This is a genomic window from Methylomonas lenta, assembly GCF_001644015.1.
In the GTDB taxonomy this organism is placed as follows: domain Bacteria; phylum Pseudomonadota; class Gammaproteobacteria; order Methylococcales; family Methylomonadaceae; genus Methylomonas; species Methylomonas lenta.
On the sequence record NZ_LUUI01000092.1, the window covers coordinates 1 to 15334 of the forward strand.

At 45.1% G+C, this 15334-nt stretch carries 14 protein-coding genes; 3 read left to right on the forward strand and 11 right to left on the reverse strand.

The window, feature by feature from the left end; genetic code table 11:
- Nucleotides 1–128 precede the first annotated feature (128 nt).
- From A1359_RS07705 to A1359_RS07720, 4 genes are all read right to left on the reverse strand, one after another.
- Nucleotides 129–419: a cupin domain-containing protein gene (locus tag A1359_RS07705; RefSeq protein ID WP_066980518.1), complete on the reverse strand. Its 291-nt coding sequence runs from the start codon at nucleotides 417–419 to the stop codon at nucleotides 129–131.
- A gap of 55 nt (nucleotides 420–474) precedes the next feature.
- On the reverse strand, nucleotides 475–1473 hold the full coding sequence (gene waaC / locus A1359_RS07710) for a lipopolysaccharide heptosyltransferase I (RefSeq protein WP_066980521.1): 999 nt from the start codon (nucleotides 1471–1473) through the stop codon (nucleotides 475–477).
- Nucleotides 1474–1525: 52 nt separating this feature from the next.
- Entirely contained in the window at nucleotides 1526–2449 is a 924-nt protein-coding gene (locus tag A1359_RS07715; protein WP_066980784.1) for a branched-chain amino acid transaminase, read from the reverse strand.
- A 250-nt stretch (nucleotides 2450–2699) separates the two neighbouring features.
- On the reverse strand, nucleotides 2700–4145 hold the full coding sequence (locus A1359_RS07720) for an autotransporter outer membrane beta-barrel domain-containing protein (protein ID WP_232322156.1): 1446 nt from the start codon (nucleotides 4143–4145) through the stop codon (nucleotides 2700–2702).
- Between the two features lie 551 nt (nucleotides 4146–4696).
- Here A1359_RS07720 and rpe point away from each other — a divergent pair.
- The gene (gene rpe, locus A1359_RS07725; RefSeq protein ID WP_066980790.1) at nucleotides 4697–5365 is read left to right on the forward strand and encodes a ribulose-phosphate 3-epimerase; all 669 of its coding nucleotides are present in this window, start codon (nucleotides 4697–4699) and stop codon (nucleotides 5363–5365) included.
- 100 nt (nucleotides 5366–5465) lie between these two features.
- Here rpe and A1359_RS07730 read toward each other — a convergent pair whose 3' ends face one another.
- The 7 genes from A1359_RS07730 to A1359_RS07760 all read right to left on the reverse strand — a co-directional run bounded on the left by A1359_RS07730 (nucleotide 5466) and on the right by A1359_RS07760 (nucleotide 11730).
- On the reverse strand, nucleotides 5466–6230 hold the full coding sequence (locus A1359_RS07730; protein WP_066980524.1) for an inositol monophosphatase family protein: 765 nt from the start codon (nucleotides 6228–6230) through the stop codon (nucleotides 5466–5468).
- Nucleotides 6231–6316: 86 nt separating this feature from the next.
- Nucleotides 6317–7606 carry an ammonium transporter gene (locus A1359_RS07735; RefSeq protein ID WP_066980526.1) on the reverse strand — a complete coding sequence of 430 codons (1290 nt, stop codon included), beginning with the start codon at nucleotides 7604–7606 and terminating at the stop codon, nucleotides 6317–6319.
- Nucleotides 7607–7738: 132 nt separating this feature from the next.
- A complete protein-coding gene (locus A1359_RS07740; protein ID WP_066980530.1) occupies nucleotides 7739–8077 on the reverse strand; it encodes a P-II family nitrogen regulator in 339 nt (112 codons plus the stop codon).
- Nucleotides 8078–8240: 163 nt separating this feature from the next.
- Nucleotides 8241–9503 carry an ammonium transporter gene (locus tag A1359_RS07745; RefSeq protein ID WP_066980532.1) on the reverse strand — a complete coding sequence of 421 codons (1263 nt, stop codon included), beginning with the start codon at nucleotides 9501–9503 and terminating at the stop codon, nucleotides 8241–8243.
- An 18-nt stretch (nucleotides 9504–9521) separates the two neighbouring features.
- Nucleotides 9522–9860, reverse strand: coding sequence for a P-II family nitrogen regulator (locus A1359_RS07750; RefSeq protein WP_066980535.1), 339 nt, complete (start codon nucleotides 9858–9860; stop codon nucleotides 9522–9524).
- A gap of 98 nt (nucleotides 9861–9958) precedes the next feature.
- Nucleotides 9959–11371, reverse strand: coding sequence for an ammonium transporter (locus A1359_RS07755; protein ID WP_066980537.1), 1413 nt, complete (start codon nucleotides 11369–11371; stop codon nucleotides 9959–9961).
- Nucleotides 11372–11391: 20 nt separating this feature from the next.
- A complete protein-coding gene (locus A1359_RS07760) occupies nucleotides 11392–11730 on the reverse strand; it encodes a P-II family nitrogen regulator (RefSeq protein ID WP_066980540.1) in 339 nt (112 codons plus the stop codon).
- Nucleotides 11731–12360: 630 nt separating this feature from the next.
- Here A1359_RS07760 and A1359_RS07770 point away from each other — a divergent pair.
- Together A1359_RS07770 and glnA are read left to right on the forward strand one after the other, a co-directional pair.
- The gene (locus A1359_RS07770) at nucleotides 12361–13632 is read left to right on the forward strand and encodes a porin (RefSeq protein ID WP_066980546.1); all 1272 of its coding nucleotides are present in this window, start codon (nucleotides 12361–12363) and stop codon (nucleotides 13630–13632) included.
- A 156-nt stretch (nucleotides 13633–13788) separates the two neighbouring features.
- Nucleotides 13789–15198 carry a glutamate--ammonia ligase gene (gene glnA / locus A1359_RS07775; RefSeq protein ID WP_066980549.1) on the forward strand — a complete coding sequence of 470 codons (1410 nt, stop codon included), beginning with the start codon at nucleotides 13789–13791 and terminating at the stop codon, nucleotides 15196–15198.
- The last annotated feature ends 136 nt before the right edge of the window (nucleotides 15199–15334 follow it).

Below are 15334 nucleotides of genomic sequence, written 5' to 3' on the forward strand. Positions count from 1 at the left end.
AACTTAATGGCAGTGAGGCCTTGCCTGCAAATATCACATTCTGATAATCAGCTTATTTCAATCCATATCAGATTTGAATTTCACCAACAAAAAAGGCGTCCGAAGACGCCTTTTTTGCTCAGTACAAATTAAACGCCGTCGGGATAATCGTAGCTGTAATGCTTACGAAGCGGCTTTACCACTTCCCATTGACTATCCATACCTGCTGGAAAAACGACTAAATCGCCAGGAACTATGCGCACAGGTTCGCCACCCGCTGGCGTGACCAGAATTTCACCGTCCAGCACATAAGCGCATTCTGTTTCGTCAAAGTCGATAGGGAATTTTGAGACTTCTTTTTCCCAAATCGCCCAACCGGATACGCCCAGTTCCTGCAAACGCTCTTCACTGGGTTTATGTTCAATCTTAATTTGGCTCATGTTGTTCCAGAATAGGTAATTATTGAGAGCGGGATTTTAGCACTCCGTTCACGGCTTAACCACGTGCCAACAATAAATTTGCTAAATCGACAATCTCTTTCGGAGGGATTTCGGCTATTGAAAAATCGTTTTTGTTCAGCTTGAACGGATTAACCACAGAGGGAGATTTCAATACCTTATTGATATTCGTCTGGTAAACCCGACTAACCGGTGTCGGCCCAAATAAAGTAATCGATGGCCGATTCAGCCCCCAGGCCATATGTGTAGGGCCGGTATCATTACCAATCAGTAAATCAACACCTGCAATTGCAGCCTTTAAATCATTTAAACTCAATCGAGGTAATAACCTGGCATCGCTACGATCAACCAGCCATAGCCCAGCCTGTCGCTCTTGTTCATTACCCCAGCAAATCAGATAGTTGGCCGGCAAAGCTTGCATCACTTGCAAAAACTGCTCTTTTGGATAATTACGACTTGGCCAGGTCGAACCGATAACCAGCATAAGATTAGCTTGGTTAGCCTGAAAGTAGTCATGCAAATCTGCATCTGCAGGTTTGAAATACAAAAATGGCTGTTTAGCCAAAATTTGCTGTGGAGATACACTAACACCCAAGGACTGAGTCAATACGCTTACATTGCGGTCTATGGTGTTCGCATCGTAAGCACAAGCGACAGTCTTGCGATAAAATTTTGCCGCCCACTTTTCTCGAATCGAATTTCGATCAAACCCAACCGTGTTGCTAGAGAGTAAGCGCGCAACAATGGCCGATTTGATCAAACCCTGGGCATCGATAACCACATCATAGTGCTGCTGACGATATTGTTTAACCTTGGCCAACTGACTAAAAAACAAGCTTTTATCTGTTTTTAAGGCCTTTAGATTAACCGTCAATACCTGTCGAATATGCGGATTATCCGCCAAAACACCGGCAAAATTCTGCTCGACTATCCAGTCTATTTGAGCCTGCGGCAGCGCTGCTTTAATAAATTGCAGCGCAACCATAGCATGCACGATATCACCAAGCGCAGAGAGTTTAACGATTGCGATCTGCATGCATTAACCGGCTATTGCCTTAAAACTGCGTCGACTCTTGTTCAATAGACATCTAAGAGACTAATGACAACCATTCCTGATGATCGTTGCGGCGACCGTGAACGTAATCGAAATAGAGTGATTGCAATCTTTCAGTAATTGGTCCACGGCTACCCGAACCAATATCGCGGTTGTCGTATTGACGAATAGGTGTCACTTCGGCAGCAGAACCGGTAAAGAAAGCTTCATCGGCCACATATACTTCATCACGAGTGATGCGCTTTTCGATCACTTCATAGCCTTGTTCGCGCGCAATTGTAATCAATGTGTCGCGGGTAATACCTTCCAAGGCAGAAGTAGTTTCCGGGGTGTATAGTTTGCCATTGCGCACGATGAATAAATTCTCACCGCTGCCCTCTGCAGCATAACCTTCATGATCCAACAGCAAAGCTTCGTCATAACCAGTCGACAAGGCTTCCTGCAACGCTAGAATCGAATTGATGTAATTACCGTTGGCTTTGGCTTTACACATGGTGCTATTAACGTGATTACGGGTATAAGACGAAGTACGGATACGAATGCCTTTTTCCATGTTTTCCGCACCCAGGTAAGCACCCCAAGTCCAGGCAGCCACCATGACATGAACTTTCAAATTGTCAGCACGCAAGCCCATGCCTTCCGAACCGAAAAACACCATACTGCGAATGTAAGCGGTGTCTAAATTGTTTTTAGCTACCGCATCTCGATGCGCCTGATTAAGCTCTTCTTTAGAAAACGGCATTTTCATATTCATGATATGCGCCGAGCGATATAAGCGATCCGTATGCTCGGCCAATTTGAATATCGCTGTACCTTTATCAGTTTTATAGGCGCGCAAACCTTCAAAAACTCCGCAACCATAATGCAAGGTATGTGTCAGAACGTGAACTTTCGCCTCACGCCATTCGACCCATTTCCCGTCCAGCCATATCCAACCGTCTCTGTCATCCATCGTCATCATTGTCAAAACCTGCGCTTCAAGTGTGTGTTATTGGGGATTTTCGGCCTCAGCCATAGTAAGATTGTACTATAGCGAGGCTTATGTCTCTAAGCAGAAAATCAACTCAGTTAATTCCGCTCAACGACTGTTGATCATCAGAGACTTATACACAACTCAAACAAAACGCCTTCCTCATTTAGAAACGCTGTTGACAGGACAAACATTGAACAAGGAAACGCTGATTAAGCCACAACCATATCCAAGATAGCTAAAACTCCATGCGGGCACCCAGGGTGAACAAATGGCTATCCACACTTCGATAGCCAAGCAGGGCATCATAGTTAAAAAAGGCACTCACACCCTCTGCAAAGGTACCCGATATTCCGGTACCGACAGTATAGTAATTGCGGTCAGGCGCAGTGGTCACGGCATTAAACGATAAGCCGCTGGTCGTATCACCTAAAAAGCGGGTAGTAATGTTTCGACTGTTATCCTTATACTGGTGGTGCCATTCGCCGCGGATAGTCGGCATCAACACCCCCCAAGAAGTACTGAGCGCATAAGATGCTTGAGTACCCAGCGTAGTAGTGACCGACTCAACCGTCTGATCCTGAAATTGCATACCCCAACCATTTCCGCCTGACTCACTAAATCCGTCAACATCAAGCTTTAAATAATTGACTTTTGCATATGGATTTAATGTCCATTCCTGAACAGCAAAGTTATAACCAGTACCCAAACCAATGGCATATTGATTACCACCAGGCGCAGCTGTTGCCTGAGTATTCACACTATCCACACCAGATAAGGAATACTGGATGTTTCGGGTAGAATCATAATTAATACCACCAACGCTGGCGATACCGTCAAAATAGAGATTTTCAGTGGCGTAGTAATTACCGTATATCGCGCCAGTGTAGGCATTACTATCTAAACTACCGCCATTTCCATCGAAACTTGATTCAGCCCGCATATAGGTAAATGCAGTCCCCAACACTAAATCGTTAGTCAACCGATAATCCAAACCGAAATTAACACTACCTGTATCAAAGTTATAGCCCAACTGGTTAAATTCCGAGTTAACGCTACCTGTATTGTAATTACCATTAGCAAAACCGCTCAGCCTATCCCAACCACTCGATTCATCCCCGGCTGCACCTCCGCTAATATTGGAAAGTGAAGCAAGATTTACCGGTAACGCATTCTTACCTAAGCCAGCAACCTGAAACCCTCTGGCTCCAGCCCTAAGCGCAGCAAGACGCCCAGCGATAACATTAAAGGATGTGCGCGTTGCTGATATACCCTGGGACGGCATTTGTTCAGGAGAGGATACTTGAAGTGCGTTATAGGTTTGCGACAAATCGCCTTCTTGTGCAGCATCAATAAGTCCATTACAGCGGGCCTGAAAATCCGCGGCGTTAGTTCCATTTGGACAGGCAATCTCGATGACCTGAGCCATGTTATTCTGAGTGGTATCCAATGCTGATGAGCTTTGCAGTAAACCATCAATTGTAGATTCGCTGGTACTGGTTGGCGGAGTAACAATTTCGCTAGTTGTGGGGCTAACTGGAGGAGCGGTATTTGGTGGCACTTGAGCATGAGTGAATGTTGCCCACCCCAACCCTAGAAGCGCATAAGCTATTTTCCGAACATAAAGTGCAGCCAGCATCGGTTTGCCATGAGACTTTTTTTTATTTTTACATTGAATTAGCATAATATTTTTCCAAAACAATTATTTATTCCCTCAAAACAACCGCAGCGCCTCCATTCAGGGCAGATTAAAAACTGAGTATTAGCTTGATGTTTTATACAGACCCGTTAAGTATAAAATAAAATCAAAAAACCGTGACGCCACTCTAACATTCCTCTCATAATCACATCAAACTATATCTTTTTCAGCTGAAATATTAAAAAGAACTAATATGGATTGAATTACCAATTAATTCATCGGATATTGATTTCACCGATCAATATTGCAGCCATAGGCAAATATATGGTTTCATTTCCAGCGTCTACTTACTCCATTACGCAATAATGCGACAAACTTCGCCCGACAGTTTGATAACATTTGTGCATAAAATGCTTTTTATCCGGTTGAAAATATTCTTAGGCGCACGATTCGTGTAATCCATGCCGGCGTGAAGGTGTTTGTCTGTCAGTCACTCAAGAGCAAACAAGCTGAACTTATATTTTGACATTGGTGTTTTAGCCAATACCTAGAAACAACGTATAATGGTCGGTTTTATAACCAACGAGGATCAGACAATGGCTGACAATTTAATTGCACCTTCCATTCTCTCCGCTGATTTCGCGCGCTTGGGCGAAGAAGTGGACAATGTATTAAAAGCAGGCGCAGACATCGTGCATTTTGATGTCATGGACAACCACTTCGTGCCCAACCTGACCATCGGTCCTCTGGTCTGCGAAGCACTGCGTAAACACGGGGTTACCGCTCCGATTGATGTACATTTAATGGTCAACCCTGTTGACCGCATCATTCCAGATTTTGCTAAAGCAGGCGCCACTTACATTACCTTCCATCCGGAAGCGTCTTTGCATATCGATCGCACCCTGCAAATGATAAAAGATCTTGGCTGCAAAGCCGGTTTAACCTTCAACCCTGCCACCCCGCTGCACTACCTTGATCACGTCATGGACAAATTGGACATGATTTTATTGATGTCAGTTAACCCTGGTTTCGGCGGTCAATCCTTCATTCCTTCTACTCTGGACAAATTACGTCTAGTCAGAAAACGCATCGATGAAAGCGGCTTCAATATTCGTTTAGAAGTTGATGGTGGCGTGAACGCTGCAAATATCCGTGAAATCAAAGCAGCTGGTGCAGACACTTTCGTTGCAGGTTCAGCAATCTTCGGTAAACCCGATTACAAGGCTGTTATCGACGAAATGCGCGCAGAAATGGCTAAAGCTTAAGTCAAACCCGCCTTTCCGCTTCGGCCGTTAATTCGACCGAAGCGACTTTATTTGATTTCAGAACCGGGCGGGAGCAAACCGCATCCATTCTGTTTACTTGTTACATCAAAGGCAAAATCTGATCTAAAAGCTTGCCATTGGTTGCTAAAACTTGTTTTGGAAATACGCCAGGATTACCTTTAAAGTCTGTGACTGAAGCACCTGCTTCCATGGCAATCAACGCACCAGCGGCAACATCGTATAGATTAAGCTCTTGCTCCCAAAAGGCATCCACTTGACCATCTGCAACCGTACATAAATCTAAAGCGGCCGAACCTAAGCGGCGCTGACCCGTGGTGGCTTGGGCAATCCGCGCAAAACGTGCCAGATTATTATCTTCCAGATATTGGCGCAAACAAGCAAAACCTGTAGATACCATACTCGAAGCCAGGCTGGTCTCCTCTGATACCCGAATTGGTTTACCATTTTTCCAGGCACCCTTACCTTTTTCGGCGCAATAATAATCGTCCAATGCAGGACCATACACAGCGCCCATTATCAATTCACCTTCGATTTCCAGGGCTACACTAACCCCCCAATAATATTGACCTTTGGAAAAAGAATGCGTGCCGTCGATAGGATCAACGATCCAACGACTGCTTTGATTAGCTGTTTTACCACTTTCTTCCCCCCAAAATCCATATTCCGGGCAGTGCTCTTGCAAAGCTTGCTTGAGATAATTTTCGACAGCAACGTCGGCATCGGTGACTAAATCGCGGGCGCTTTTTTTGCTGATTGCCAGCTGATCCAGATCGTTAAAATAAGACATCGCCACCTCACCGGCGGCGCGAACTATAACTTCCAGGGTTTCAAGAGTGATGGGCATGTTGTTCTCAGTTGATAAAAAAGGCAGTGAGCTGACTACCGTCAACTCACCAGACAAGCTTCTATTCTAACCTGCAAGCCCTAAGTTTACAGATTGTGATAGCCAGTCTCTTCGTGTAACACAATATCCAGACCTTGCACTTCTTCATCTTCGTTAACCCGTAAACCAATCGACATATTAATCAGTTTTAACAAAATATAACTAAACAACCCGCTCCAAACTATAGTCGCTAAAACAGCCAACGCCTGCACACCGACTTGCTCGGACATGCTGACGCCGCCTAAACCCAAGCCACCGAAACTTTCGGCAGCAAATACACCTGTCAGGATAGAGCCTACACAACCACCAACCCCGTGCACCGGAAACACATCAAGGGAGTCATCTATTTTCAAAATCCGTTTGATGAACTGAGTGGCAAGAAAACACACAACGCCGGCAATGATACCAATCGCCAGACCACCCACAGGCCCGACAAAACCAGATGCGGGTGTAATGGTGCCAAGCCCTGCCACCATACCCGTGACGATACCGAGTACACTAGGCTTGCCAAAACGCAACCACTCTATGGTCATCCAGGTTAATGAACCCGCGGCGGCTGCAATATGGGTTACCACAATCGCCATGCCAGCACTACCATCGGCAGTTAATGCGCTACCACCATTAAAGCCAAACCAGCCAAACCAAAGCATGCCGGCACCTGTTACGACCATAGTCATATTATGCGGTGGCATCGCGGTAGTTGGAAATCCGCGTCTAGGCCCTAACACCAAAGCCGCAACCAAGGCGGCGACACCGGCATTGACGTGAATCACAATGCCGCCCGCAAAGTCTTTTACACCCAGATCAGCTAACCAACCGCCACCCCAAACCCAATGACAGATCGGCATATACACCACAATTAACCATAAACCACTAAACCACATCATGGCGGAAAACTTCATGCGCTCAGCAAAACCACCGACAATTAGTGCCGGCGTGATAATGGCAAACGTCATTTGAAACATGAAATAAACACTTTCAGGAATATCACCAATCAGATTTTGCGTAGTCATATCCGGCAGAAAAATCTTGCTACCGCCACCGATGAATTGCTGCAAATCCCCGCCATCGGCAAAAATAAAACTGTAAACACCAACCAGCCAAAGCATTGATACCAAACAAGTAATCGCAAAACATTGCATCAATACCGACAACACGTTTTTGCTTCGTACCAGTCCACCATAAAACAATGAAAGACCCGGTATGGTCATAAACAGCACTAAAGCGGTAGAGGTTAAAACCCAAGCTGTATTGGCCTGGTTGATTTCAGTGGCGCTCGCTAATTCCGGCAACATCAACATGGCCGGCAACATGATTTTTTTTATAGTTATAGTCATTATTTTTCACAAGATTCCTGGTCTGATGACAAGCCGGATAACGCCAGACATAATAAAATCGCCTCTATCTGCATTGGTTTCTGCAGCTAGGGCGATTTTGAGTAAGCGGCTTACCGGTTTGCAATCAAACCGTTATATGGCATCGTCCCCAGTTTCACCGGTTCTAATGCGAACAATTTGCTCCAGATGAGTAACAAAAATTTTGCCATCACCGATTTTTCCTGTATTAGCGGCCTTGACTATAGTCTCGACAGCTAGGTCGACAACGCTATCTGCAACGGCTATTTCAAGCTTTACCTTAGGTAGAAAATCGACAACATATTCAGCCCCACGATAAAGCTCGGTATGGCCTTTTTGACGACCAAAACCTTTTACTTCGGTTGCAGTAACGCCGGCCACACCAATCTCAGACAATGCTTCTCTCACATCATCCAATTTAAACGGTTTGATAATCGCGGTAATTAATTTCATACTGTCCCCAGTTAAGTGATTAAAAAGTCAAGCCTGCCGGCAATAATAAATAATTCCCGGTCAACATACAATTTTCAAAGCAATAAATGCACCAAAATAGTGCCTGACGGAAACAAAAAAACCCGGGCGCTGAAGCGCCCGTTCCTGTCGGCAGACTTAATTTTTAACCTTTACTGCTCTCGGTAAACTCCGGATAGGCTTCCATTCCACATTCGGAAAGATCCACACCATCGTACTCTTCTTCTGCGGTGACACGAATACCCATGACCGCTTTAATCGCAAACCATGTCAGCAAACTGCTGATAAACACAAAAGTAAAGATGCTGGCTATACCAATGAGTTGGGCCGATAATTTGGCTTCAGGGTTGGTAATACATACTGCCAGCAAACCCCAAATTCCAATTACACCATGAACAGACAGCGCACCAACCGGATCATCAAGCTTCATTTTATCCATGAAGATAATCGAGAACACCACCAACACACCACCGACAGCACCAATTAATGTTGCAACCAAAGGTACTGGGGTTAACGGTTCAGCCGTAATGGCAACCAAACCGGCCAAAGCACCATTGAGTACCATGGATAAATCAGCCTTACCAAATTTCAATTGCGACACAATAAGTGCGGCGATCAAACCACCAGCAGCAGCGGCATTGGTATTTACAAACACCATGGCAACTGAATTGGCTTCTCCTACATTAGAAATTTTCAATTCAGAACCACCATTAAATCCGAACCAACCCATCCAAAGAATGAATGTACCTAAAGTTGCCATCGGCAAGTTACATCCAGGAATTGGATGAACTTCACCATTAGGACCGTATTTACCTTTACGCGCACCTAATAACAAAACCCCGGCCAAAGCAGCTGTCGCTCCGCATAAATGCACTACACCGGAGCCGGCAAAATCCAGAAAACCCAGCGCATCCAAAAATCCTTTACCCCATTTCCAGTAGCCTTGTACCGGATAAATAAAGCCGGTCATCACCACTGCAAAAACCAGAAAAGCCCATAATTTCATGCGCTCAGCAACAGCGCCGGACACAATGGACATTGAAGTTGCCACAAACACAACCTGGAAGAAAAAGTCAGACAAACCTGAATAATATGTCTCACCATTACTGGCCAAAACCTCTTCCAGAGTATGCTCACTACCGATTAAAAAGCTGAAGCCGGGCCAGACACTGTTAACAGCCGCACTGGGATACATGATGCCGTAACCACACAATAAATACATCGTGCAGGCAATCGCAAACAAGGCAATGTTTTTGGTTAGAATTTCGGTAGTATTTTTAGCCCTAACCAAACCCGCTTCCAGCATGGCAAAACCTGCGCCCATCCACATGACCAATGCGCCACAGATCAGAAAGTAAAAAGTATCAAGCGCATAGCTTAATTCAACAACTTTATTTAGATTTTCCACTTGCTTCTCCTCTATTGATTAAAGCGCTTCTTCGCCGGATTCGCCGGTTCTAATCCGCACGACCTGCTCCAAATTGGTTACAAATATTTTGCCATCACCAATTTTGCCGGTATTAGCAACTTTAACGATAGCCTCGACGGCTTGCTCCAACAAACTATCCGCGACCGCCACTTCAATTTTGGCTTTAGGTAAAAAATCGACAACATATTCCGCGCCTCGATAAAGTTCTGTATGCCCTTTCTGACGCCCAAAGCCTTTAACTTCAGTAACAGTCACACCGGACACACCAATATCGGATAACGCTTCCCGCACGTCATCCAGCTTAAATGGCTTAACAACTGCTGTTATCAGTTTCATAAATTCTCCTTATATTTATTGCGACAAGATCAGGAATCATTGGCTGGTGATAAAACACCAGCGCCTGAATACAAATCTCTTTCGGAATTTGGTTGTAATTAGAGGCTATAGGCAGTTTCGCCATGCTCTGGTAAATCAAGACCTTCTCGCTCAACGACTTCATCAACACGCAAGCCAAGAAAAATATCAGCAACTTTGAATGCAAAAAATGACACCACCCCTGACCAGACAATTGCAATAGCAATCCCCCAAGATTGGCTAATAAGTTGGGCAAACATGTCGTAATCACCCACTGAATTAGACACATAATCCCATACGCCAGCACCACCTAAATCCGGGCTTGCAACGATGGCTGTACCTAACGCGCCAACGATACCACCGACACCATGAACGCCAAATGCATCGAGTGAATCATCATATCCAAGCTTGTGTTTCAGACTGGTAACTGACCAAAAACAAATGGCACCAACGAACAGACCTAGAAAAATAGCTCCCATCGGTCCGGACCAGCCACAGGCTGGTGTAATTGCAACCAAACCAGCAATTGCCCCGGAAGTTGCGCCTAACATGCTAGGTTTTCCTCGCACGATCCACTCTATCGTCATCCAGGATAATGTTGCTGCAGCGGCTGCAAGCAAGGTGTTAACAAAAACCATTGCCGCCAGACCATTAGCTTCCAGGTTGGAGCCAGCATTAAACCCAAACCAACCTACCCACAAGAGAGATGCTCCAATCATGTTCATAGTTAAACTATGAGGCGCAATAAATTCTTTTCCATAGCCTATGCGCTTGCCTATCATCAAACAGCCAATTAAACCGGCAATACCAGCGTTAATATGCACAACGGTACCGCCTGCGAAATCCAGCGCGCCTTTTTGGAACAAAAAGCCCGCCGTAGCGCCAGCTGCATCTGCTGCCGCTTGGTCTGTATAGGCATCAGGGCCAGCCCAAAACCAAACCATGTGCGCCATTGGCAAATAACAAAAGCTAAACCACAATACGGTAAACAATAAAACTGCCGAGAATCTCACACGTTCCGCAAAGGCGCCAATGATCAAAGCCGGTGTTATGGCCGAAAAGGTCAATTGAAAGGCGATATAAATATATTCCGGAATATAAACCCCTTTGCTAAAAGTGGCCGCCATCGAATCTGGGGTAACACCTTGTAAAAAGGCTTTGCTAAAGCCACCGAAAAATGCGTTGCCTTCTGTAAACGCTATGCTGTAACCATAGGTGGCCCACAAAATTGCAGTGAGTGAGAAAATGACAAAAACCTGCATTAAAATTGAAAGCATGTTTTTAGCGCGGGCCATACCGCCATAAAACAAGGCCAAGCCAGGAATTACCATTAAGATAACCAATACAGTGGCGACAATCATCCAGGCGGTATCGCCTTTATCAATTGTTGGCTCAACAACTGCCTGAGCTACGGCTAAAATTTCCTGCGCTAGTGCCGTTTCTGAGAAACCAAATAACGCAAATAGCGCCATATACACATGAATTTTTTTCATAATCATTCCACCTTTTTAAATTAGAGCGCTTCTTCGCCAGATTCGCCGGTTCTAATCCGAACAACTTGTTCCAGATTAGTCACAAAAATTTTTCCGTCGCCGATCTTGCCAGTATTGGCGACTTTAACGATGGATTCGATGGCTTGTTCCAGCAAGTTATCAGGAACCGCCACTTCAATTTTTGCCTTGGGTAGAAAGTCGACAACATATTCGGCGCCGCGATAAAGTTCTGTATGCCCTTTCTGACGCCCAAAGCCTTTAACTTCAGTAACCGTCACACCGGACACACCAATATCGGATAACGCTTCACGCACGTCATCCAGCTTAAATGGCTTAACAACTGCTGTTATTAGTTTCATAAACTGACACCTCTTTTACACATGACTAAATACCCCTAGAAAATAAAAACTTCAATCACAACAAAGCATTTAGCATGCCATTTTATATACCGCTGTTTTTATTAGGTTTATTAGAAACCAGCTTGACTAGACTGCAGTTTGCGCACTAACCTGGTGCGTAATGCGTCATTTTGAAACATCCTCTAACGCTAAATCTAATAATTCATTTAAATGGTGCAATACCCCCCCCTTCGTACTCGACCACTGACCCAGAGCCCGGGCAAAGTAACAATGCTCACCTATACTCCATATATTATCGATGAACAGCCATATCACTATCACCTCTACGCCAAACCCAGCAGCCTTTAGATAAAGCAAGCAGAATTGCAAAAGATTAATAGCCGCCAAGAGAATAGAGCCCAATGCCACAACATCTCAGATACCTTTACCAACCGAAAATAAACAAATCCGTTGCTTATAAGCAAAATATTAGATTTTTTACAACAAAAATAGTGCGCCTTGCGCACTTTTTTGGTGCGACATGATGTTACTTATTGGCGCATAATTTCATAGGCATTTGATTTTATTGTATTTTAATAATGGCACATTTAATGCTTTAATTATGCCGAGTCTTAAATCTGGAGAAATTATATGAAAAAAATCTTACCCTCATTAATAACAGGCAGCTTGGTGCTGACCGCTGTTAATGTCTTAGCCGACGATGCTGCCATTAACAGCGACCAACGCTACAGTCATGAGGCCATGGATGCCTTAACCGACGATGCTGGAGCAATCGAATCCTTGACCGATGCTGGAGCAATCGAATCCTTGACGGGTTATAACGTTAACGAAAGCGCTTTAACCAAAAGCACAGGCATAGAATTTGGTGGCTGGGCAAGTGGCGGTGTTACCTATGCATCGCATAACAATCCATCTAACAGCAACTCTCCTATCAGTTTTAATGACCGCATTAACGAATTTCAATTTAACCAATTGAACCTCTTTATGGAAAAAGCAGTAGAAAAAGGTGATAGCTGGGATTTCGGTGGCCGCGCGGACTGGATGTACGGCATGGACAGCACCAAAACTCAAGCTTTGGGCTGGGACAACAAAATAATGGTCGAGGACAAGTCTTCCTATTATTCGGTTGCCTTTCCACAAGCCTATGCAGAAATTTACGCCCCATTCGGCAATGGTATCACCGCTAAAGTCGGTCATTTCTATACCCTGATTGGCTATGAAGTCGTCACATCACCGGATAATTTCTTTTATTCACATGCCTATACCATGCTATACGGCGAACCATTCACCCATACAGGCGCATTACTAAGCTATGACATTAATGACATGGTTTCTGTAACCGGTGGTGCGGTTATGGGCTGGGACAACTTTCGTGAATCACCTGGCGCATGGGACTTCCTAGGTAGCGTCTCCGTTAAACCAGACGATGACACCTCGATCGTAACTTCTTTGATTACAGGTGACACCTTATTTGGCGGCGAACTTCGTAACACGACCATGTACAGCATCGTGCTAAGTCACGATTTTACCGACAAACTGCATTATGTAGCGCAACATGATTATGGTGTTGCACAAAGCACACCTAACAGTATTCACGCTGACTGGTATGGCATCAATCAATATTTAACCTACGACATTAACGATAAATTAGCCGCTGGCCTTCGCGCTGAATGGTTTAGAGATGCCGATGGTTACCGCACAGGTGCAGACGGTAGCTTTTATGCTGTCAGTGCCGGCGTGAATTACTCACCTCTCTCTTGGCTAAAATTGCGTCCGGAGTTGCGTTACGACAACTTCGCAGCTGACAATGGCGCCGCAGCCAATGGCATGGCAACTCCTTTTGACGGCGGAAACGAAAACGATCAGATTGGTGTCGCCATGGATATGATCGTTACTTTCTAGAGTCAGTCTCAATTTTTTTTACTCAGCAAAAATCCGCAGCAACAATCACAAATCCCTATGCTTGTTGCTGTGGCTCTTTGTAAAAATAAATGATATTGTTTACCCGCTTAACACCCATAATAACCAAAATAATTTTCCTTTAGGAGACCTTGGCCGATGTCAGTTGAAAACGCACTTAAAATGATCCAGGAAAACGACATCCAATTTGTCGATTTTCGTTTCTGCGATACCCGTGGTAAAGAACAACATGTCACCTTCCCTGCTCACAGCATAGATGAAGACACTTTTGAAGAAGGCAACATGTTCGATGGTTCATCCGTTGCCGGCTGGAAACACATCAACGAATCCGACATGATTCTGATGCCCGATCCAAGTACAGCTAAAATTGATCCTTTCTTCGACGACAAAACCCTGATCTTGCGTTGCGACATCATTGAGCCAAAAAACATGCAAGGCTACGAGCGTGATCCACGCTCTATTGCTAGACGCGCTGAAGCGTATATGCAATCGACCGGCATCGCAGACACTGCATTCTTTGGCCCTGAAAATGAATTCTTCATTTTCGATGACGTGCGCTGGTCTGCAGAGATGGGCGGCTGTTCTTACAAAATCGATTCCGAAGAAGCTGGTTGGAACTCTGAAAAAGTCTACGAAAATGGCAACATCGGTCATCGTCCTGGCATTAAAGGCGGCTACTTCCCTGTACCACCTGTAGACTCATTTCAAGACATGCGTTCTGCCATGTGCTTGGTTTTGGAAGAAATGGGCCAAACCACCGAAGTACATCACCACGAAGTGGCAACTGCCGGCCAATGCGAAATCGGTGTCAAGTTCAACACACTGGTTAAAAAAGCCGACGAAGTATTGGAACTGAAATACGTTATTGCCAACATTGCACACGCGTACGGCAAAACCGCTACTTTCATGCCTAAACCACTGGTTGGCGATAACGGTAGCGGTATGCACGTTCACCAATCTTTGGCTAAAGGCGGCGTAAATTTGTTCACTGGCGATTTGTACGGTGGCTTGTCTGAAACCGCGCTGTACTACATCGGCGGCATCATCAAACATGCAAAAGCTTTAAACGCTTTGACCAATGCCTCAACCAACAGTTACAAACGTCTGGTACCAGGTTTTGAAGCCCCTGTTATGTTGGCATACTCTGCACGCAACCGTTCTGCGTCTATCCGTATTCCTTATGTAACCAATCCTAAAGGTCGTCGTATCGAAGTTCGTTTCCCAGACTCAACTGCTAACCCATACTTGGCCTTCTCTGCCATGTTGATGGCAGGCCTGGACGGCATCCAAAACAAGATTCACCCAGGTGAAGCGATGGATAAAGACTTGTACGACTTGCCTCCAGAAGAGGAAAAAGCCATCCCACAAGTCGCGTTTTCTTTGGATTCAGCTCTTGATGCGTTGGATAAAGACCGTGAGTTCCTGACTCGTGGCGGCGTATTCACCGACGATGCGATTGACGGCTACATTGCCCTGAAACAACAAGATGTGACTCGTCTGCGTATGAGCACTCACCCTGTTGAGTTCGACATGTACTACAGCTTGTAAAGTTTAAGCCTGTTTCAGACAGGCTCAGACTGACCCAAAACCCCGCAAGTTATCTGGCTTTGCGGGGTTTTTTATGCCCCAAGTATTCCCATGAAAACCCATTGAAGCCGGCTAATTTGTCCCGATCGAGTTACCA

Coding starts and splice junctions, on each gene's coding strand:
- A1359_RS07705 (WP_066980518.1), bottom strand. CDS start 419: ATGAGCCAAATTAAGATTGAACATAAACCCAGTGAAGAGCGTTTGCAG.
- waaC (WP_066980521.1), bottom strand. CDS start 1,473: ATGCAGATCGCAATCGTTAAACTCTCTGCGCTTGGTGATATCGTGCAT.
- A1359_RS07715 (WP_066980784.1), bottom strand. CDS start 2,449: ATGACGATGGATGACAGAGACGGTTGGATATGGCTGGACGGGAAATGG.
- A1359_RS07720 (WP_232322156.1), bottom strand. CDS start 4,145: ATGCTAATTCAATGTAAAAATAAAAAAAAGTCTCATGGCAAACCGATG.
- rpe (WP_066980790.1), top strand. CDS start 4,697: ATGGCTGACAATTTAATTGCACCTTCCATTCTCTCCGCTGATTTCGCG.
- A1359_RS07730 (WP_066980524.1), bottom strand. CDS start 6,230: ATGCCCATCACTCTTGAAACCCTGGAAGTTATAGTTCGCGCCGCCGGT.
- A1359_RS07735 (WP_066980526.1), bottom strand. CDS start 7,606: ATGACTATAACTATAAAAAAAATCATGTTGCCGGCCATGTTGATGTTG.
- A1359_RS07740 (WP_066980530.1), bottom strand. CDS start 8,077: ATGAAATTAATTACCGCGATTATCAAACCGTTTAAATTGGATGATGTG.
- A1359_RS07750 (WP_066980535.1), bottom strand. CDS start 9,860: ATGAAACTGATAACAGCAGTTGTTAAGCCATTTAAGCTGGATGACGTG.
- A1359_RS07755 (WP_066980537.1), bottom strand. CDS start 11,371: ATGAAAAAAATTCATGTGTATATGGCGCTATTTGCGTTATTTGGTTTC.
- A1359_RS07760 (WP_066980540.1), bottom strand. CDS start 11,730: ATGAAACTAATAACAGCAGTTGTTAAGCCATTTAAGCTGGATGACGTG.
- A1359_RS07770 (WP_066980546.1), top strand. CDS start 12,361: ATGAAAAAAATCTTACCCTCATTAATAACAGGCAGCTTGGTGCTGACC.
- glnA (WP_066980549.1), top strand. CDS start 13,789: ATGTCAGTTGAAAACGCACTTAAAATGATCCAGGAAAACGACATCCAA.